Annotated in this window: 20 protein-coding genes; 15 read left to right on the top strand and 5 right to left on the bottom strand. The window is 66.5% G+C overall.

The window, feature by feature from the left end; all coding sequences use genetic code 11:
* The first annotated feature begins 44 nt into the window (after positions 1 to 44).
* The 4 genes from Q0C57_RS09075 (at position 45) to Q0C57_RS09060 (ending at position 3,313) form a co-directional block, all read left to right on the top strand.
* Positions 45 to 896, top strand: a complete 852-nt coding sequence (locus tag Q0C57_RS09075; RefSeq protein ID WP_296575225.1) for an ABC transporter permease — start codon at positions 45 to 47, stop codon at positions 894 to 896.
* A complete protein-coding gene (locus Q0C57_RS09070) occupies positions 889 to 1,668 on the top strand; it encodes an ABC transporter ATP-binding protein (RefSeq protein ID WP_296575222.1) in 780 nt (259 codons plus the stop codon). The genes Q0C57_RS09075 and Q0C57_RS09070 overlap by 8 nt, the downstream gene beginning before the upstream one ends.
* 108 nt (positions 1,669 to 1,776) lie before the next feature.
* A complete protein-coding gene (locus Q0C57_RS09065) occupies positions 1,777 to 2,424 on the top strand; it encodes a hypothetical protein (protein ID WP_296575219.1) in 648 nt (215 codons plus the stop codon).
* Positions 2,425 to 2,536: 112 nt separating this feature from the next.
* On the top strand, positions 2,537 to 3,313 hold the full coding sequence (locus tag Q0C57_RS09060) for an SDR family oxidoreductase (RefSeq protein WP_296575216.1): 777 nt from the start codon (positions 2,537 to 2,539) through the stop codon (positions 3,311 to 3,313).
* Positions 3,314 to 3,323: 10 nt separating this feature from the next.
* Here Q0C57_RS09060 and Q0C57_RS09055 read toward each other — a convergent pair whose 3' ends face one another.
* Complete coding sequence (locus tag Q0C57_RS09055; RefSeq protein ID WP_296575213.1) at positions 3,324 to 3,875, bottom strand: CAP domain-containing protein; 552 nt, start codon at positions 3,873 to 3,875, stop codon at positions 3,324 to 3,326.
* 138 nt (positions 3,876 to 4,013) lie between these two features.
* Here Q0C57_RS09055 and Q0C57_RS09050 point away from each other — a divergent pair, with 138 nt between their 5' ends.
* Positions 4,014 to 4,277, top strand: a complete 264-nt coding sequence (locus Q0C57_RS09050; protein ID WP_296575210.1) for a hypothetical protein — start codon at positions 4,014 to 4,016, stop codon at positions 4,275 to 4,277.
* A gap of 12 nt (positions 4,278 to 4,289) precedes the next feature.
* On the opposite strand, the gene Q0C57_RS09045 is transcribed toward Q0C57_RS09050, so the two are convergent.
* Both Q0C57_RS09045 and Q0C57_RS09040 read right to left on the bottom strand, forming a co-directional pair.
* Positions 4,290 to 4,967: a thioredoxin family protein gene (locus Q0C57_RS09045; protein ID WP_296575207.1), complete on the bottom strand. Its 678-nt coding sequence runs from the start codon at positions 4,965 to 4,967 to the stop codon at positions 4,290 to 4,292.
* Between the two features lie 287 nt (positions 4,968 to 5,254).
* Entirely contained in the window at positions 5,255 to 5,668 is a 414-nt protein-coding gene (locus tag Q0C57_RS09040; protein WP_296575205.1) for a hypothetical protein, read from the bottom strand.
* A gap of 374 nt (positions 5,669 to 6,042) precedes the next feature.
* Between Q0C57_RS09040 and Q0C57_RS09035 the strand changes: the two genes are divergently transcribed.
* Entirely contained in the window at positions 6,043 to 6,288 is a 246-nt protein-coding gene (locus tag Q0C57_RS09035; protein ID WP_296575202.1) for a hypothetical protein, read from the top strand.
* A gap of 272 nt (positions 6,289 to 6,560) precedes the next feature.
* Here Q0C57_RS09035 and acnA read toward each other — a convergent pair whose 3' ends face one another.
* Entirely contained in the window at positions 6,561 to 9,281 is a 2,721-nt protein-coding gene (gene acnA / locus Q0C57_RS09030; RefSeq protein WP_296575199.1) for an aconitate hydratase AcnA, read from the bottom strand.
* A 185-nt stretch (positions 9,282 to 9,466) separates the two neighbouring features.
* Between acnA and ccmA the strand changes: the two genes are divergently transcribed.
* Both ccmA and ccmB read left to right on the top strand, forming a co-directional pair.
* The gene (gene ccmA / locus Q0C57_RS09025) at positions 9,467 to 10,069 is read left to right on the top strand and encodes a heme ABC exporter ATP-binding protein CcmA (RefSeq protein WP_296575444.1); all 603 of its coding nucleotides are present in this window, start codon (positions 9,467 to 9,469) and stop codon (positions 10,067 to 10,069) included.
* Positions 10,066 to 10,737 carry a heme exporter protein CcmB gene (ccmB, locus tag Q0C57_RS09020; RefSeq protein ID WP_296575197.1) on the top strand — a complete coding sequence of 224 codons (672 nt, stop codon included), beginning with the start codon at positions 10,066 to 10,068 and terminating at the stop codon, positions 10,735 to 10,737. Before ccmA ends, ccmB begins: the two co-directional genes overlap by 4 nt.
* A 2-nt stretch (positions 10,738 to 10,739) precedes the next feature.
* Here the strand turns inward: ccmB and Q0C57_RS09015 are convergent, their stop codons facing one another.
* Positions 10,740 to 11,345 (bottom strand): glutathione S-transferase family protein, encoded by a 606-nt coding sequence (locus Q0C57_RS09015; protein ID WP_366937819.1) that lies wholly within the window; start codon positions 11,343 to 11,345, stop codon positions 10,740 to 10,742.
* A gap of 158 nt (positions 11,346 to 11,503) precedes the next feature.
* On the opposite strand from Q0C57_RS09015, the gene Q0C57_RS09010 reads away from it, so the two are divergent.
* The 7 genes from Q0C57_RS09010 (at position 11,504) to Q0C57_RS08980 (ending at position 17,843) form a co-directional block, all read left to right on the top strand.
* Positions 11,504 to 12,136 carry a J domain-containing protein gene (locus Q0C57_RS09010; RefSeq protein ID WP_296575194.1) on the top strand — a complete coding sequence of 211 codons (633 nt, stop codon included), beginning with the start codon at positions 11,504 to 11,506 and terminating at the stop codon, positions 12,134 to 12,136.
* Between the two features lie 154 nt (positions 12,137 to 12,290).
* A complete protein-coding gene (cobS, locus tag Q0C57_RS09005) occupies positions 12,291 to 13,280 on the top strand; it encodes a cobaltochelatase subunit CobS (RefSeq protein ID WP_296575191.1) in 990 nt (329 codons plus the stop codon).
* Between the two features lie 16 nt (positions 13,281 to 13,296).
* Positions 13,297 to 13,788, top strand: coding sequence for a DUF29 domain-containing protein (locus Q0C57_RS09000; protein WP_296575189.1), 492 nt, complete (start codon positions 13,297 to 13,299; stop codon positions 13,786 to 13,788).
* The gene (locus Q0C57_RS08995) at positions 13,785 to 14,492 is read left to right on the top strand and encodes a hypothetical protein (RefSeq protein WP_296575186.1); all 708 of its coding nucleotides are present in this window, start codon (positions 13,785 to 13,787) and stop codon (positions 14,490 to 14,492) included. Before Q0C57_RS09000 ends, Q0C57_RS08995 begins: the two co-directional genes overlap by 4 nt.
* Complete coding sequence (locus Q0C57_RS08990; protein WP_296575183.1) at positions 14,489 to 14,917, top strand: N-acetyltransferase; 429 nt, start codon at positions 14,489 to 14,491, stop codon at positions 14,915 to 14,917. The genes Q0C57_RS08995 and Q0C57_RS08990 overlap by 4 nt, the downstream gene beginning before the upstream one ends.
* Complete coding sequence (cobT, locus tag Q0C57_RS08985; RefSeq protein WP_296575181.1) at positions 14,914 to 16,812, top strand: cobaltochelatase subunit CobT; 1,899 nt, start codon at positions 14,914 to 14,916, stop codon at positions 16,810 to 16,812. Before Q0C57_RS08990 ends, cobT begins: the two co-directional genes overlap by 4 nt.
* Entirely contained in the window at positions 16,812 to 17,843 is a 1,032-nt protein-coding gene (locus tag Q0C57_RS08980; protein ID WP_296575178.1) for an esterase-like activity of phytase family protein, read from the top strand. Before cobT ends, Q0C57_RS08980 begins: the two co-directional genes overlap by 1 nt.
* Positions 17,844 to 17,848 lie beyond the last annotated feature (5 nt).

The raw sequence follows: 17,848 nt of genomic DNA, 5'->3' as shown, positions 1-17,848 counted from the left end.
GGCGGCGCCTCCGATCGCTTGCATGTCACGAGAGGACAGCACCCATGGCGCTGGTTGAGACGGTGCCGCCGCCGGCGGCCTTGGTCACCGAGAAGCCCGTAGGGAAAACGCCGTGGGGGCGGGTCAAGCCGCTGGTGCTGGCGCTGATCGTGCCGACGCTGCTGCTCGCCTTCTGGCACATCGCCACCACCCAGCGCTGGACCCGCCTCATCCCGACCCCCTATGAGGTCGGCGAATACATGATCGATTTCGCCGTGGGCGGCATCTACGACGACGCCTTTTCCGGCACATTGCTGACCCATCTCATCGCCTCGATGAGCCGCGTCTATGGCGGCTTCGCCCTCGCCGCGCTGTTCGCTCTGCCGCTCGGCCTCATGATCGGCCGCATCCCGACCGCCCGGATGGTGCTCGACCCCTTCCTGCAGGTGATGCGCCCCATCCCCGTGACGGCCTGGCTGCCGCTGTCGATGATCCTCTTCGGCCTCGGTCCGCGCTCGGCCTTCGCCCTCGTCTGCCTCGGTGCCTTCTATCCAATCCTCCTCAACACGATCTTCGGCGTCCGCTCGGTCGACCCGAAACTGTTCGAGGCGGCCTCGATGCTCGGCTGCCAGGGCAACGCCCAGTTCTACAAGGTGGTGTTGCCGGCGGCCCTGCCTTCGATCTTCACAGGCCTGCGTCTGGGCCTCGGCCTTGCCTGGTTCGTCATCGTGGTCGGCGAGATGACCGGCGTGCCCCAGGGCCTGGGCGCCGTCATCATGGACGGGCGCACCCTGTCACGCACCGAACTCGTCATCTGCGGCATGATCATCATCGGCATCGCCGGCTATCTCTCCGATCGGATCGTGGTGATGATCGGCAACCGCCTGCTCGCCTGGAGCCCGACCCATCATGGCTGAATCCAAGACGCCGATCATCGAGATCAAGCAGGTTTCCAAGGTCTTCAAGCTGCAGGACCAGACGATCAACGCCCTGCACGACGCCAACATCTCCATCCGCAAGGGCGAGTTCGTCTGCCTGATCGGTGCGTCGGGCTGCGGCAAGTCCACGCTGCTGCGCATCATCGCCGGCTTCGAACAGCCGACGACGGGCGATGCATTGATGTGGGGCTCACCGATCAAGGGACCGGACCCGACGCGCGGCATGGTCTTCCAGGACTATGCGCTCTTCCCCTGGCTGTCGGTGCGCGACAATATCGCCTTCGGGCCGGCCTCGCGCGGCCTCGCCAAGGCGGTGGTGAAGGAGACGGTCGACAAGTTCATCGATCTCGTCGGCCTCGGCAAATTCGCCAGCGCCTATCCGCACCAGCTCTCCGGCGGCATGAAGCAGCGCGTGGCGATCGCCCGCGTGCTGGCCAATGACGCCGAGGTCGTTCTGATGGACGAGCCCTTCGGCGCCCTCGACGCCATGACGCGCGAGCGTCTGCAGGACGAGTTGCTCGATATCTGGCAGCGCACCGGCCTGACCGTCGTCTTCGTCACCCATTCCATCGAGGAAGCGATCTTCCTTGCCGACCGCGTGGTGGTGATGACGCCGGGCCCCGGCCGCATCGAGAGCGACAATCCGCTGCTCCTGCAGCGGCCGCGCGACGTGGCGAGCCCCGAGTTCAACGACATCCGTCGCGTGATGAGCGCCAAGCTGCACAGCCACCACGGCAAGAAGGCGGCCTGAGCCGTCTCCGGTCTTCGCACGGCCCCCGACCCTCGCCCTCTCTCCTCAGATTGTGATCGGGGCGAGGGGCCGACCATCATTCCCGACACCGGACCGAGCCGTCATCCCATGACCGAGCCCCTGCGCCCCGAACAACGTCTCCCCTACAGGGCCGCCATCGACCGGCCGCGCATCGCCGGCGCAGCGCATGAGGCCGGCTGGGAGTTCATGGGCCATGGCTGGCACCAGGTGCCGACCCATCGGATCGACGACCAGAAGGCGATGATTGCCCGCACGGTGGAGACGCTGTCGAGCTTCACCGGCGCGCCGATCGTCGGCTGGCTCGGCCCCGGCCTCACCGAGACGCTGGAGACCGCCGATCTCCTCGCCGCGGCAGGCATTCGCTATATCGGCGACTGGGTTGTGGACGACCTGCCCTGCCGGCTGAAAACGACCGCGGGCGAGGTGCTGACCATGCCCTATTCGGTCGAGTTGAATGATATCCCGATGATGATGATCCAGCACCATCAGGCGCGCGAGTTCCTCGATCGAACCCTCGCCCAGGCCGACCGGCTGATCGCCGAGGCGAAGAGCAGCGGCCCGATGGGCGGGGCGAAGGTGCTGTCCTTCGCCATCCACCCCTTCATTCTCGGCGTTCCGCACCGGGTCGCCGTTCTCGAGACGCTGCTGGCGGAACTGGCCTCCCGGCCGGACCTCGTGTTCATGCAGGGCCGCGAGATCATGGACTGGTATCTCGCCTCGGGCGATCCGACCTGACCTGAAACGCGCTTTACGAGTCCACGCTCCAGCCGTTGCTCTCGCTCAAAGACCTCCCCCCGCCGCTTCGGTAATCTTGTCGCCACGACCGACAGCAGGAGGAGAGTTCACCATGACCGAACGCATCTCGCTCGCCGGCAAGGTGGCGGTTATTACCGGAGCGGCCGGCGCCATCGGCAGCGCCACCGCCGCCCTGATGGGCCGTCGCGGCGCGGCGATCTTCGCCATCGACCGGCCGGGCACGGATTTCGCGCCCTTGCGCGGGCTCATGCCGCCCGGCGCCCGCCTCGAGACAGCCACGGCGGATGTGAGCGTCGAGGCGGATATCGCGAACGCCGTGGCCGCGGTGCGCGCCGCCTTCGGCCGGATCGACATCTTTTTCAACAATGCCGGCATCGAGGGCGTGGTCCAGCCGATCGAGGACTATCCGCTCGCGACGTTCCGACAGGTGATCGATGTCAACGTCATCGGCGTGTTCCTCGGCCTGAAACACGTGTTGCCGGTGATGTACGGGCAGGGCAGCGGCTGCATCGTGAACAATTCCAGCATTGCCGGCCTCAAGGGGACGCCGGGGCTTTCCGCCTATACGGCCTCCAAACATGCGGTGATCGGCATCACCCGGTCCGTTGCAGCCGAGGCCGGGCCGCGGGGCGTCCGGGTGGTCTCGGTCAATCCCGGGCCGATCGAGAGCCGCATGATGGACTCGATCAATGCCGGCCAGAGCCCGGATGTGCAGGCTGCCCGTGCCGCCGTCTCGGCCGCCGTGCCTCAGGGACGCTATGGCCATGTCGACGAGGTGGCCGAGCTCGTCGCCTTCCTCGCCTCCGATGCCGCCGGTTACTGTCACGGCGGGGTGTACAGCGTCGACGGCGGCATGTGCGCCGTCTGACCCTGCCCGATCAGGCGACGGCCGTAGGCTCGGCCAGAACGAGCGCCCAGAAGACGCGGTAGCGCGAGCCCGGGCGGAAGCCCGTCGCGATGCCGAGACGGGTGACGGCGGGGTTCAGCATGTTGGCGCGGTGGGGCGGGGAATCGCGCCAGCCGGAAAAGGCCTCGGCGAGGGTGAGATAGCCGGCGGACGTGTTCTCGACAGCGGCCCGGTGGCGATAGCCGGCCGTGGTCAGCCTGGCGCCGACGGCGCCGGTGCGCACGCCGACCTGGTCCGCCTGGGTCATGGCCGTGGCCTGGGCTTCGGCCACCGCCATCAGGACGGGATCGACGGTCAGGGCGCTGCGGCCGTTGTTGCGGCGGAAGCCGGAGATCATCGCGGCGGCCATGGCGGAATCGACGCGCGCCCCCGCCTGCGCGAGGTTGCGATAGAAGCTCGGCTGGGACGGCGCCGCCACCGGAGGCGCCGAGCAGGCGCCGAGAAGAAGCGACGCGCCGCCGCCGGCGAGGAGCATCCGGCGCGGCAGCAGGTCGCCGCGGCCCTTCAGGTCATATTCAGCCATTGAACCTTTTCCTTCACCCGAACCACCCATGCCCATCACGGCTCCATGGATGGGCCATGAATGGTTAAGCAAACTTCTCAACGCTCTCTCAACGTCGATGTGGTTGGGAGAGGCTTGAACAGGAAATTGGACGGAAACATGCCCTGGTATCGTTGCGACGCCCGTGGAGAAACCGACAGCGCCAACGGCTCGCGCTTTGCGGCGACCCGTTTCATCGAGGCCGATATCGCCGAAACGGCGGCGGCGCATGTGCGCAAGAGCCTCGGCCGCGAACTCGTGCGGCAGGGCGTCTGCCCGCTCAACGCCGAGAAGATGGTCTCGGTGGATGCCGTCAGCCGCATCGACGAGGACGACGTGCCCGGTATCGTCGCGCCTGACATGGTGTGGATGGCGCGGGCCTGAGTTCGCCTGCCGTCAGTGAATGGCGAGGGCTGGCATCTCGATCATGGCGGCACCGACCACGGCCCCCGGGCGCCGCGGCGTCCCGGCCTGGACGAGGACCGCCAGCCGCTCGCATTCCGGCGCGACCTGTTCGCGGCGGGAGACCGTGAAGGTCTGCGCGCCGCCGGTCCATTCGCCGAGAATGGCGTGGGAGCGCACCACATTGCGATAGATCATCGTCTGGCCGCGGTTCTCGCCGCGGGTGATGTCCACCGGCTGGCGCGACGAGACGCCGAACAGGAAGACGGTGGCGGGATTGTCAGTCCCGAGGCCGAGATTGGCCGGCGGCAGGATGATGGTGATCGTGTCACCGCTGATGCGCAGCGTCACCGGCACGGCAAGCACCCCGGCCTGGCCGCGGGTCTGTTCCATCACGCGCTCGACGGCGGGGCGATCGGAACCGATCACATGGCCGATGCCGTTGACGATCATCTGTGGCGTGTAGATCTGCCGGTCGCCGCGCAGATAGGCATAGGCCTTCTGGCGCTTGGCATGGATCGGCCGGGCGAGGGTGTCGCGCCAGCCGAGATAGTCCCAGTAGTCGACCGCCAGGGTCAGGGCGATCACATCAGGACGATCGGCCAGATCGGCGACGAAGCGGTCGGCGGGCGGGCAGGACGAGCAGCCCTGGCTGGTAAAGAGTTCGACCACGGCAGTGGGACGCTGAAGCGGCGATGCCTGCGCTCCTCCCAAAGCGATGAAGGCGCACGCGAACACGCCGCAGATTCTGCCAAGCAACATCGAAATCCGCCCCGATTTCGGGAACCCGTTCGGTTCCGCGAGGGTTGTCTACGCCCACGACCCTCCCGGAGGCTACTCACGGTTGGGTGAAAATAGCGCAAACGGCCGTGAATGCCTGCTGCATCCCCAAAAAGACAACGGCGGCTTGGCACATACCAAGCCGCCGCGACCGGGCTAACCGGCTGCGAACAAGGCGCTCAGGAACACTCCATGCGTAAGGTCGCCGACGCGGGCGCTCCCCGGGGCGCGATAACCCGAACAATGTCAATGAAACACGCCTTGTAGTCTCGAAGCTCTTCTCTGAAAAAATCTTTCAGATTCCAGCGGCTTCCGATCCGAAAGCCGGCCGAGCTATTGGGATATCGAAAAATGACCAGCGCCCGAGTTGGGTCTTCGGCATTCTGGATCGAATCGATCATGATCATGATCTTCTTGTCGGTCAGGTCGACTGTGCGCCCGACCTGCAGCTCAAAGATGCCTTCATCGACGCGCATGAGACGGGCGTTGTCGCTTTGGGTCAGTACGGGATGAGCTGGCACTGACGCCGAAGGCTGAACGCCCTGTCCCCAAACTGCCGATGCGCTTCCAAGCTGCAGCATCAGCAAGACCATCCCAATCCGTCTCATTGAGCACCCCTTGTCCCTATTGCATCACGAGATCAACTGTCGGCGGCTCGTCCGACGCCATGCGGTGCGGCCGCACGATGAACCGCGGCGCATCCGACCATCTCAGTCCGCAAAGCTCGCCAAACAGGCAGAACTGTCGGTTCCGGCCATCGAGATAGTAGAGGCGCGTGCCGGACATGCTTTCGATGACGATCCGGCTGGCTCCGTCGGAGGAGCAGAGCACGTCATTGGGCTTGACCCGGATGATCGGAGCCGCCCCCAGGACGGTGCAGCCCGCGAATGTCCGAGGGCCGTCGCCACGGGTCGTCGCCGGCGGTGGAGCGACCGGCACAGCCACCGCCGTGACGACAGGAGGCGGGGTGGCCGTCACGATTGGTACGGCAGGCGCCGGGGCTGGCACCGGCACCGCGACGATCGGAGCGGCGGCGACCGGCGCAACAGCGACCGGCGGTGACGCCGGTGGCGGCGCAGCCGAACCCGACGTGACTGCTGGCTTTGCTGCGCTGACCGTCTCAGACCTTGTATCTTGCGAGGAAGGAGGTGCCGTCGCATGGCCGGCATTGACCGTAGGTGAAATGATCACCGTCGGCGAGATCACCACCTGAGGCGGCTGCATGATCGCTGAGGGTGGCGGCGCACTTTCCTTAGGCGGAGCCGGGGCGGCAAAAAACACTGTCCACCACGTGACCGCCCCTCCCACCGCCGTTCCCACAGCGATAAGGCTGCCGACCACAGCGGTCGACGCGTTGGCAATCTTCGTCACGCGCTCGGACTTTGTTTCCGTGCGCGAAGGATCTGCCGCCGGACTTTCACCTGTCATACTTCGGAGCCTGAATGGCGTGACATAGCGTCAGGATAACTATGTCACGCCGCAGTCTTAGGCGGCAAGATCGCGCAGCACGTATTGCAGGATGCCGCCGTTCTTGAAGTACTCGATCTCGTCCAGCGTATCGATGCGGCAGAGGATCGGCACCTTCTTGACCTTGCCGTCGGCGAAGGTGACCTCGGCGGTCATCTTCTGGCGCGGCTTGACGGTCTCAAGGCCCTTGATGGTGACGGTCTCGTCGCCCTTCAGGCCGAGGGAGGCCCAGGTCGTGCCTTCCTCGAAGGTGAAGGGTACGATGCCCATGCCGACGAGGTTGGAGCGATGGATGCGCTCGAAGGACTGGGCGATGACAGCGCGCACGCCGAGCAGGTTGGTGCCCTTGGCGGCCCAGTCGCGCGAGGAGCCGTTGCCGTATTCGATGCCGGCGAAGACGACCAGCGGCACCTTCTCGGCGCGGTACTTCATGGCGGCGTCGTAGATCGACATCTCCTCCTTGGAGGGATAGTGGATCGTGAAGCCGCCTTCCTTGCCGTTCGGGCCCATCATGTGGTTGCGGATGCGGATATTGGCGAAGGTGCCGCGCATCATCACTTCATGGTTGCCGCGGCGGGTGCCGTACTGGTTGAAGTCGGCGACATCGACCTTGTTGTCGAGGAGATATTTGCCCGCCGGGCTCGCTGCCTTGATGGAACCGGCCGGCGAGATGTGGTCGGTGGTGATCTTGTCGCCGAACAGGCCGAGGACGCGGGCGCCCTCGATGTTGCTGATGGCGTTCGGCTTCATGCCCATGCCGACGAAATAGGGCGGGTTCTGCACATAGGTGGACCCGTCGTCCCAGGCATAGGTCTGGCCGGTCGGCGCCTTCACCTTGGCCCAGTTGGCGTCGCCCTTGAACACGTCGGCATAGCGCTCCTTGAAGAGCTTCTTGGTGACGTTCTTGGCGATGAAGGCGTTGATCTCCTGCGAGGAGGGCCAGATATCGCGGAGATAGACCGGGTTGCCCTTCTTGTCGGTGCCCAAAGGCTCCTTGGTCAGGTCCATGGTGACCGAACCGGCGAGCGCATAGGCGACAACGAGGGGCGGCGAGGCGAGGTAGTTCGCCTGGACGTCGGGGGAGACGCGGCCCTCGAAATTGCGGTTGCCCGAGAGCACGGCCGAGGCGATCAGGCCGTTGTCGTTGATCGCCTTGGAAATCTCGGCCGGCAGCGGGCCGGAATTGCCGATGCAGGTGGTGCAGCCGAAGCCGACGAGGTTGAAGCCGAGCTTGTCGAGGTCCTTCTGCAGGCCGGAATTCGACAGATACTCGGCGACGACCTGGCTGCCGGGGGCGAGCGAGGTCTTCACCCAGGGCTTGGTTTTCAGGCCCTTGGCGACGGCGTTGCGGGCGAGGAGGCCGGCGGCGAAGAGCACGGCCGGATTGGACGTGTTGGTGCAGGAGGTGATGGCGGCAATCGCCACGTCGCCATGGCCGAGGGTGAAGTCACGGCCCTCCACCTTGACGCGGCGGCTCATCTCGGAGGCCTTCTTGTAGTCCTTCTCCATGGCATCGGCGAAGCCGGCACCGACGGCCTCCAGCGCGACGCGGCCCTCGGGACGCTTCGGACCGGCCATGGAGGGCACCACGGTGTCGAGCGCGAGGTCCAGCGTGTCGGTGAAGACCGGATCGGGCGAGGCCTTGGTGCGGAACAGACCCTGGGCCTTGGAGTATTTCTCCACCAGGGCGATGCGGGCCGGCTTGCGACCCGACGTCGTCAGGTAATTCAGCGTCTCCTCGTCGACGGGGAAGAAGCCGCAGGTGGCGCCATATTCCGGGGCCATGTTGGCGATGGTGGCGCGGTCGGCCAGCGTCATGTTGTTGAGGCCGGGGCCGTAGAATTCGACGAACTTGCCGACGACGCCCTTCTTGCGCAGCATCTGGGTGACGGTCAGCACCAGATCGGTGGCGGTGACGCCTTCCTTCAAGCGGCCCGTCAGCTTGAAGCCGATGACCTCGGGCAGCAGCATGGACTGCGGCTGGCCGAGCATGGCGGCCTCGGCCTCGATGCCGCCGACGCCCCAGCCGAGGACGGCGAGGCCGTTGACCATGGTCGTGTGGCTGTCGGTGCCGACCAGCGTGTCGGGATAGGCGACCTCGTAGGTGACGGTGGTCTTCTTGCCGTTGACCGTCTTCACGGCCTTTTCCTTCTTCGTCCAGACGGTCTGGGCGAGATATTCGAGGTTCACCTGGTGGCAGATCCCGGTGCCGGGCGGCACGACGGAGAAGTTCTTGAAGGCCTGCTGGCCCCACTTGAGGAAGCGGTAGCGCTCGCCGTTGCGGGCATATTCGAGATCGACGTTCTTCTTGAAGGCCTTGGGCGAGCCGAACTCGTCGACGATGACGGAATGGTCGATGACGAGATCGACGGGGACCAGCGGGTTGATCTTCTGCGGGTCGCCGCCGAGCGCCTTCATGGCGTCGCGCATCGCGGCGAGGTCGACGACCGCGGGCACGCCGGTGAAGTCCTGCATCAGCACGCGGGCCGGGCGGAAGGCGATTTCCTTGCCGGCCTTGCCCTTGTCGTTGATCCAGGCCGCGACCGCCTCGATGTCGGCCTTGGTGACGGAGCGGCCGTCCTCGGCGCGCAGGAGGTTCTCGAGCAGCACCTTCATCGAGAAGGGCAAGGCCGAAATGCCGGCGAGGCCGTTCTTCTCGGCCTCCTTCAGGCTGTAATAGACGTAGGACTTGGAGCCGACCTTGAGCGTCTTGCGGGCCTTGAAGCTGTCGAGCGACATATGGCGATGATCCCCTCGTTCTGGAGGCCGACGTCGCGCCCTGAAACCCTGGGCCCTCGATACACGCATGAGAGGCGGCGGCCGATCGGCGGCGTTATAGAGGGATTCCAATCAGCCCGCCATATGGTTAGAAGCGCTTATCGCCTCTCGCAGGTCACCCTTTCGTCGCGGAGGAATGCGGCATGATGCGCCTGACCGCCCATGCCCTGACCTGCCAGCGCGGCGGCCGAATCGTCTTCGCCGACCTGGGCTTTGCCGTCGATGCCGGCGAGGCTGTGCAGGTGACCGGGCCGAACGGGGCTGGCAAGTCGAGCCTGTTGCGCCTGATCGCCGGACTGGTGCGCATCGAGGAGGGCCAACTCACGCTGGAGGGCGGCGACCCCGAGGCGAGCATCGGCGAACAGTGCCACTATTGCGGCCATCAGGACGCCTTCAAGGGATCGCTGACCGTGGCCGAGAACCTCGCCTTCTGGACCCGCTATCTCGGCGGTGGCGGCCGGGGTCCGGAGGCAGCCATGGAACGGCTCGGCATCGGCCATCTCGCAGCCCTGCCGGCGGGCTATCTCTCCGCCGGCCAGCGGCGCCGGCTGGCGCTCGCCCGGCTGCTGACGGTCACCCGGCCGATCTGGCTCCTCGATGAGCCGACCGCGGCCCTCGACCTCGCCAGCCAGAGGGTGTTGGCCGGGATCATGGCCGACCACGTGGCGTCCGGCGGACTGATTCTCGCCGCCACGCACGGGCCCCTCGGCCTGCCGACGCGGGAACTGGCCATCGGACGGGCAGCATGACCGGACCGCTCGCCGCCATCTTCCGCCGCGACCTCCTTCTCGCCATGCGCATCGGCGGTGGGGCGATGGTCGGCGTCGTGTTCTTCCTCGCGGTGGTCACCATTGTGCCCTTCGGGGTCGGGCCCGACATGAACCTGCTGGCGCGGATCGGCCCCGCCATCCTGTGGATCGGCGCCCTGCTGGCGACGCTGCTTGGCCTCGACCGGCTGTTCCAGGCCGATGCCGATGACGGGTCCCTCGACCTGATGATGATGGCGCCGACACCCCTGCCGCTGGTCATCGCCACCAAAGCAGCAGCGCACTGGCTGGCGACCGGCCTGCCGCTGGTGGCGGCGGCCCCGGTGCTCGGGCTCTTCCTCAACGTGCCGCCGGAGGCCATGGGCGCCGTCGCGCTGACGCTTGGCGCGGGCACGCCGGCCCTCAGCCTCATCGGTGCGGTCGGTGCCGCGCTGGCGGTGTCGCTCCGGCGCGGCGGCCTCTTGATGGCGATCCTCGTGCTGCCGCTGACCATCCCGGTGCTGATCTTCGGCGTGGCGGCGACGAACGCCGCCATTATCGGACCGCTGCCCTTCGGCCAGCCCTTCATGATCCTGGTGGCGCTGTCGCTGATGAGCCTGGTGCTGGGGCCGATCGCCGCGGCGGCAGCCCTGCGCTTCGGTCTGGAATAGGCTCAGCCCTTCGCGGAGGTCGCGGCCCAGGCCTCGGGCATCAGGGCGATGAAGCCATCGAGCCAGGCGACGAGGCGCGGATGGCTCTGGCGCCAGGTCCCCTCGAAGCGGATGTCCTGATAGCCGAGGGCGCAGGCCAGCGTGATGGTGCCGGCATGGACGGCGAGAGCCGGGGGCGCGGCCTCGAGCGCCGCCATGGCCCGCTCGACCTTGCCGCGCTGGTGGGCGAGCCACTTTTCCGAGCGTGCCGCCTCGTCGTGGAACATGGCCTCGTAGCGCTGCTGGATGAGCGCATCCATGATGCCATCGGCGAGCGCCTGCAGGGTCAGAGCCGTTATGCGGGCCTTCGGCTCCGCGGGGATGAGCTTGCCGCCGGCCACGAGGTCGAGATGTTCGATGATGACGCGGCTGTCGTAGACGACCGTGCCGTCGGCGAGGACGAGGGCCGGAATCTTGCCGAGCGGATTCGTCCGACGGATCGGATCCTCCGCATTCATCGTATCGGTGGTGACGACGGTGACATCGGCCAGACTCCCGAGATGGTGCAGCGCCAGCTTCACCTTGCGGCCGAAGGGGGAAAGGGGCGAGGAGTGCAGGGTCATCGTCATGGCGGCGTTTTCCGAACCGTTCGGTGGCGGGAGCGCCGACCCTTCGCAGCGCCGTGACCCCGGGTCAAGGCCGGCCTGCGGAGGCGCGCTGCCCGGCGGCTTGCCTTGCCGCGGCAGCCCGCCACCCCCATAATCCGTGATCTGCTTCGCTGGACATCATGAAGATCGACTCGCCCTATTTCGACAGCATCCGGGTCAAGCCCGGCGACGACCGGCGCACCCGTGCCCGGCCGGGCATGCGCGTGTGCGGGTTCAACGGCTGTCCCTGCGAGGCGACCCACCGGGCCCCCCTGGGGCGGGACCGGGAGGGTGAATTCGTCTGGTTCTGCCTCGACCACGTCAAGGAATACAACGCCAGCTACAATTATTTCGCCGGTATGAACGACGCGGCGGTGGCGGCCTATCAGAAGGACGCGCTGACCGGGCACCGGCCGACCTGGAGCATGGGCGTCAATTCGTGGACGAAATCCGGGCGACGCGAGGAGCCGAAGCCGCATTTCGACCCGCGCAAGGCTGCCGACCCCTTCGGCATGTTCGACGGTGCCGACTGGCGGCAGGCCGGCGAGCGGGCGGCCGAGCCCGAGGGGCGGATGATCCGCAATGCCGAGCGCAAGGCGCTCGACACGCTCAACCTCGACATCCATGCCACTGCGACCGAGATCAAGGCGCGGTTCAAGGAGCTCGCCAAGCGCCTGCATCCGGACGCCAATGGCGGCGACCGCTCGCGCGAGGACAAGCTGCGCGAGATCATCCAGGCCTATAATTATCTCAAATCCGTCGGCTTCTGCTGACCCCGGATGGTCGGCACCATGATGCGACGCATCAGAATTTCGAATGGCATTCCCGCGAAGGGCACCCTTCCGGGCTTTGGATGCGATCTGGTAAGGTCGCCGCCATCATGTGGACATGGCTCGCTGCGCCGAACGCGGCATCGGAGGTTCTTTCGTGACAGTGCAGACTGACAATGTGTCCGGGCTCCCGGATACGACCGTTTCCGTGCGCCAGGTGTTCGGCATCGATTCCGACATGGTGGCGCCCGCCTATTCCCAGGGCGGCGACCATGTCCCGGACCTCGACACGGATTATCTGTTCGACAAGCCGACGACGCTGGCCATCCTCGCCGGTTTCGCCTTCAACCGCCGCGTCATGGTCTCGGGCTATCACGGCACGGGCAAGTCGACCCATATCGAGCAGGTCGCCGCCCGCCTCAACTGGCCCTGCATCCGCGTCAACCTCGACAGCCATGTCAGCCGCATCGACCTCGTCGGCAAGGACGCGATCGTGCTGAAGGACGGCAAGCAGATCACCGAATTCCGCGACGGCATCCTGCCCTGGGCCTATCAGCACAATGTCGCGCTCTGCTTCGACGAATACGACGCCGGCCGCCCGGACGTGATGTTCGTCATCCAGCGCGTGCTGGAAAGCTCGGGCCGTCTCACCCTGCTCGATCAGAGCCGCGTCATCCGCCCGCATCCCGCCTTCCGCCTCTTCGCCACCGCCAATACGGTCGGCCTCGGCGACACGACGGGCCTCTATCACGGCACGCAGCAGATCAACCAGGCGCAGATGGACCGCTGGTCCATCGTCACCACGCTGAACTACCTGCCGCACGACAACGAGGTCGGCATCATCCTCGCCAAGGCGAAGAACTTCGCCAAGACCGCCGAGGGCCGCGACCAAGTGAACAAGATGGTGCGCGTGGCGGACCTCACCCGCAACGCCTTCATGAACGGCGACCTCTCCACCGTCATGAGCCCGCGCACCGTGCTGACCTGGGCCGAGAATGCTGACATCTTCAAGGATATCGGCTTCGCCTTCCGCCTCACCTTCCTGAACAAGTGCGACGAGCTGGAGCGGACGCTGGTCGCCGAGTTCTACCAGCGCTGCTTCGGCCAGGAATTGCCGGAAAGCGCCGTCAACGTGGCGCTGAGCTAACAGGAGGGGAGCGGGCATGGGCCAGATCGTCAAGGACAAGGCTGAGAAGGCCCGGCCCGCGACGAAGGCCCATACCCGCTATGAGGAGGACCTCTACACCTGGGTGTTCGAACAGGTTGCGCTCCTGAAGGCTGGCCGCGTAGCTGAAATCGACGTGGCCAACATTGCCGAGGAGCTAGCCGACGTGGGGCGTTCGGAGGAGAGCAGGCTGGAAAGCGCGCTCAAGGTGCTCCTCATGCATATGCTGAAGTGGGACCAGCAACCCGAGAGGCGATCGCGCAGCTGGGAGGCGACCATCCGGGAGCAGAGGCGACGGATTGCTCGGGTCCTTGGGAAAAGCCCCGGGCTCAAAGCACGGTTGAGCGGCATCCTTGCCGAAGCGTACGAGGATGGTCGGGCCTGGGCCGCGGTCGAGACATTGCTGCCGGAGGCTGATTTTCCGCCCGAGTGCCCCTACTCCTGGGACGAGATCCAGACCCGACCGTTCGAGGTCGATCCGGCGTCATGACTGTCGCGCAGGCCGGCCGGCAAGATGCATGGATGCAGCGGTTTCGTGAGGGCAGCGACGCCTATCGCGCGTGGCTCAAACTGACATTTGAGGGCAGCATCTCAACCGGCTGGCAGCACGGCGACAGCGACCCGGATGACTATCCGGACAATGGGTGGCCGGACGAAGAGCGGTGCTTCCTACTCGGAGCGTTGTGCCAGCGCGCGGGCGAGGATCTCGCCCGCTACTCAGACCAAGCCGCCGGTTACGGTCTGTATTTTACGTTTTCCAATGCCTGTTCGAGGATGAGCGAGGCTCTGACAGAGCAGACGGTCGAGCGCGATTTGCGCGTCGCGGCGATTAGGTCGTTGCCAATCCTCTATCGCGACTTTTTCGCAGTGCGGTTCCCGACGGGGCAATTGGACGATCGCCCCGGGCCATTGGCTGATTGTCTCTATATGCTCTGGGACATGGCGGCATTCGGCTTCGATCTCACCGATGAGCAGATGTCGGATATCGGCGAGGATCTCCTAGATGTGCTGGCCGCCATTCTGGCCATGGAGAATGTCGCCTGCACCCAAAGCGCGTTGCACGGACTGAACCACAAGGCTTCCAAGAGCGCCCGTGCGTCGAAGGTCATCGATGAATGGCTTAAAGCCCATCCTTCGATATCAGAGGAGCTTCGCGCTGAGGCTCTGGCGGCGCGCGGAGGGCTTTCGATGTGAGCTACACTACGCTCCGCATCGCCGAGGACAGCCGCGTCGCCGAGACGGCGCGGGCCGTGGTCAAGGGCCTCGTCGCCTATAACGCGGCGCAGGCCGGGCCGTCGAAGTGGAAGCGCTTCGCCGTCTCGGTGCGCGACGATGCCGGCACCATCAAGGGCGGCGTCGTCGGCTCTACGCTGTGGGACTGGTGCTTCATCGAGCTCCTGTGGCTCGACGAGGCGCTGCGCGGCACCGGCTTCGGCACGGACCTGATGGCGAGGGCCGAGGCGGTGGCGGCGAAGCGTGGCGCACGCCATGTCTATCTCGACACGTTCTCGTTCCAGGGCGACGGCTTCTACCAGAAGCTGGGATACGAGGTTTATGGCGAGCTCGGCGATTTTCCGCCCGGCCATCGCCGCATCTGGCTGAAAAAGGACCTTTCGTGAGCTCCAATTCCAAGGCCAAGCCTACACCCAAGGAAAGCCCGACCGAGCCGTTCAAGCGCTCCGTCGCCTCCTGCATGCGCGCCATCGCCCGCCGCGACCTCGAGGTCACCTATGCCGCCGACAAGCCGGGGCTGGCCGGTGACAAGGCGCGCCTGCCCGAGCCGCCACGCAAGCTTTCGGCCAAGGACGCCGCCATCGTGCGCGGCCATGGCGACGCCATGGCGCTGCGCCTCGCCGTGCACAATGCCAAGGTCCACCGGCAGATGACGCCCGACGGCCAGCAGGCCCGCGCCGTGTTCGAGGCGGTGGAGAATGCCCGCATCGAGGCGATCGGCTCCAACCGCATGGCGGGCGTGGCGCAGAACCTCACGGCGCGGCTCGAGGACCACTACCACCGCATGGGCAAGTACGAGGAGATCACCGACAAGGCCGATGCGCCGCTGGAGGATGCCCTCGCCCTCATGGTTCGCGAAAGGCTGACGGGACAGGCGGCGCCGGCCCAGGCGGCGAAGATCGTCGATCTCTGGCGCGAGACGATCGAGACCAAGGCGGGCAAGAATCTCGAGGCGCTGGTCGGCCTCGAGAACAACCAGCGCGCCTTCGGCAAGGCGGTGCGCGACCTCCTGACCTCGCTCGACATGGGCGACGAGCAGGGCCGCTCCGACGAGGACAATGACGACGACAGCGCCGACAACCAGGAGCAGGAGACGCCGGAATCGGGCGAGAGCCCGGACAGCCAGGACGAGGAATCCTCCGAAGGCATGCAGATGGAGGATGCCCAGGAGATGGCCGACGAGTCGCCGGAGGGCGCACAGGAGGCCTCCGACGCCGAGACCGCCGAACTGCCCGACGAGAACGATCTCGGCGATTCCGAGGATGCCAGCGAGCCGTGGCGGCCGAAGAGCCAGACCGCCGAGCGCAAGGGACCGGACTACAAGCCCTTCACCCCGAAATTCGACGAGATCATCGACGCGCCGGACCTGTGTGATGCCGAGGAGCTCGACCGGCTCAGGGCCTATCTGGACAAGCAATTGTCCAATCTCGGCCCGGTGGTCTCCCGGCTCGCCAACCGCCTGCAGCGCCGCCTGATGGCGCAGCAGAACCGCTCCTGGCACTTCGACCTGGAGGAGGGCATCCTTGATCCGGCCCGTCTGCCGCGGGTCATCATGGATCCAATGGCGGCGCTCTCCTTCAAGCAGGAGAGCGACACCAATTTCCGCGACACGGTGGTGACGCTGCTGCTCGACAATTCCGGCTCGATGCGCGGCCGGCCCATCACCGTGGCGGCGACCTGTGCCGACATCCTCGCGCGCACGCTGGAGCGCTGCGGCGTCAAGGTCGAGATCCTCGGCTTCACCACCCGCGCCTGGAAGGGCGGACAGGCGCGCGAGTTCTGGCTGCAGAACGGCAAGCCGGCCAATCCGGGCCGCCTCAACGATCTCCGGCACATCATCTACAAGGCGGCGGACGCGCCCTGGCGGCGCGCGCGCAAGAATCTCGGCCTGATGATGCGCGAGGGGCTCCTGAAGGAGAACATCGACGGCGAGGCGCTGGACTGGGCCCACAAGCGCCTGCTCGCCCGCTCCGAGCAGCGCAAGATCCTGATGATGATCTCCGACGGCGCGCCGGTGGACGATTCGACCCTGTCGGTGAATCCCGGCAATTACCTCGAACGGCACCTGCGCTGGATCATCGAGGAGATCGAGACCCGCTCTCCGGTGGAGCTCATCGCCATCGGCATCGGCCATGACGTGACGCGCTATTACCGCCGCGCCGTAACCATCGTCGATGCGGAGGAGCTGGGTGGCGCCATGACCGAGAAGCTCGCCGAGCTCTTCGACGAACATGCGAGCGAAGGCGCCTCGGGCGGCGTCAAGCGCCGGCGGGTCGCCTGATGCTCCCGCCCACACGGCGCGGGATCCTCGCCCTCGCCGGAGGCCTCGCCGCCCTGCCCGCGCTCGCCCGTCCTGCCGCGGCGCGCAATCCCGTGCCGCGGACGCCGGTCGACATCGACATCCGCTCCTTCCCGATCAACGCCTTCACCCCGCGCGAGCCGGACAAGCAGGAGTTCGGCGCCTTCGCCTTTCGCGGCGGGCTGGAACTGCAATCGGACTATGGCGGCTTCGGCGGGCTGTCGTCCCTGCGCACCGATGCGACGGGCCAGCGCCTCACCGCCCTGTCGGACCAGGGCCAGTGGCTCACCGCCGGCATCGCCCTCGAGGGCGGCCGCCTCTCCGCTCTGTCGAAGGCCCGCATGGCAGCGGTGCTCGGCCCCGGCGGCCGGCCGCTCGCCGAGACCGGCAACTGGGACACGGAGAGCCTGTGGATCGAGGGCGGCACCGCCTATGTCGGCGTAGAGCGCACCCATCGCATCTTCCGCTTCGATACGTTCGGCCGCGAGGGTGTCCTTGCCCGCGGCGTGCCCTCCCCGGTGCCGATGGGCGCCAACCGGATGCCGGCCAACCGCGGCATCGAGGCCCTCGGCGTTCTGCCGCGGCCCTCGCCGCTTGCCGGCACGCTGCTTGCCATTTCGGAACGGGCGCTGAATCCCGGGGGCGATATCCGCGGCTTCCTGATCGGCCCGGGGCCGGCGCGCGACATCTTCGTCCGGCGGACCAATGATTTCGACGTCACCGACCTCGCCTTCCTGCCGGGAGGCGACATGCTGCTGCTGGAGCGCTGGTTCTCGGCCTGGCGGGGCGTTGCCTTCCGTATCCGGCGGATCGCCGGTGACACGATCCGCGCCGGGGCCGTGCTCGACGGACCCATCGTGCTGTCGGCGGACATGTCGGCGCAGATCGACAATATGGAGGGCATCGCCGTCCACCGGAACGGCGAGGGCGAGACCATCGTCACCCTCGTGTCGGACAACAATTTCTCGTTCCTGCAACGCACGCTGCTACTGCAATTCGCCTATCGGGGGTAGGGCCG

The organism is Phreatobacter sp., from assembly GCF_022843985.1.
In the GTDB taxonomy this organism is placed as follows: Bacteria; Pseudomonadota; Alphaproteobacteria; order Rhizobiales; family Phreatobacteraceae; genus Phreatobacter.
Note: the sequence above shows the minus strand (reverse complement) of the source record. Positions and strands in the feature narration are given on the sequence as shown.

Excerpts from the sequence above, each read along its gene's own strand:
- Q0C57_RS08980 (WP_296575178.1), top strand. The coding sequence starts at position 16,812 with ATGCTCCCGCCCACACGGCGCGGGATCCTCGCCCTCGCCGGAGGCCTC.
- Q0C57_RS09060 (WP_296575216.1), top strand. The coding sequence starts at position 2,537 with ATGACCGAACGCATCTCGCTCGCCGGCAAGGTGGCGGTTATTACCGGA.
- Q0C57_RS09015 (WP_366937819.1), bottom strand. The coding sequence starts at position 11,345 with ATGACGATGACCCTGCACTCCTCGCCCCTTTCCCCCTTCGGCCGCAAG.
- Q0C57_RS09040 (WP_296575205.1), bottom strand. The coding sequence starts at position 5,668 with ATGGTCTTGCTGATGCTGCAGCTTGGAAGCGCATCGGCAGTTTGGGGA.
- Q0C57_RS08995 (WP_296575186.1), top strand. The coding sequence starts at position 13,785 with ATGACTGTCGCGCAGGCCGGCCGGCAAGATGCATGGATGCAGCGGTTT.
- Q0C57_RS09065 (WP_296575219.1), top strand. The coding sequence starts at position 1,777 with ATGACCGAGCCCCTGCGCCCCGAACAACGTCTCCCCTACAGGGCCGCC.
- Q0C57_RS09075 (WP_296575225.1), top strand. The coding sequence starts at position 45 with ATGGCGCTGGTTGAGACGGTGCCGCCGCCGGCGGCCTTGGTCACCGAG.
- ccmA (WP_296575444.1), top strand. The coding sequence starts at position 9,467 with ATGCGCCTGACCGCCCATGCCCTGACCTGCCAGCGCGGCGGCCGAATC.
- ccmB (WP_296575197.1), top strand. The coding sequence starts at position 10,066 with ATGACCGGACCGCTCGCCGCCATCTTCCGCCGCGACCTCCTTCTCGCC.
- Q0C57_RS09000 (WP_296575189.1), top strand. The coding sequence starts at position 13,297 with ATGGGCCAGATCGTCAAGGACAAGGCTGAGAAGGCCCGGCCCGCGACG.
- acnA (WP_296575199.1), bottom strand. The coding sequence starts at position 9,281 with ATGTCGCTCGACAGCTTCAAGGCCCGCAAGACGCTCAAGGTCGGCTCC.
- Q0C57_RS09070 (WP_296575222.1), top strand. The coding sequence starts at position 889 with ATGGCTGAATCCAAGACGCCGATCATCGAGATCAAGCAGGTTTCCAAG.
- Q0C57_RS09055 (WP_296575213.1), bottom strand. The coding sequence starts at position 3,875 with ATGGCTGAATATGACCTGAAGGGCCGCGGCGACCTGCTGCCGCGCCGG.
- Q0C57_RS09010 (WP_296575194.1), top strand. The coding sequence starts at position 11,504 with ATGAAGATCGACTCGCCCTATTTCGACAGCATCCGGGTCAAGCCCGGC.
- Q0C57_RS09050 (WP_296575210.1), top strand. The coding sequence starts at position 4,014 with ATGCCCTGGTATCGTTGCGACGCCCGTGGAGAAACCGACAGCGCCAAC.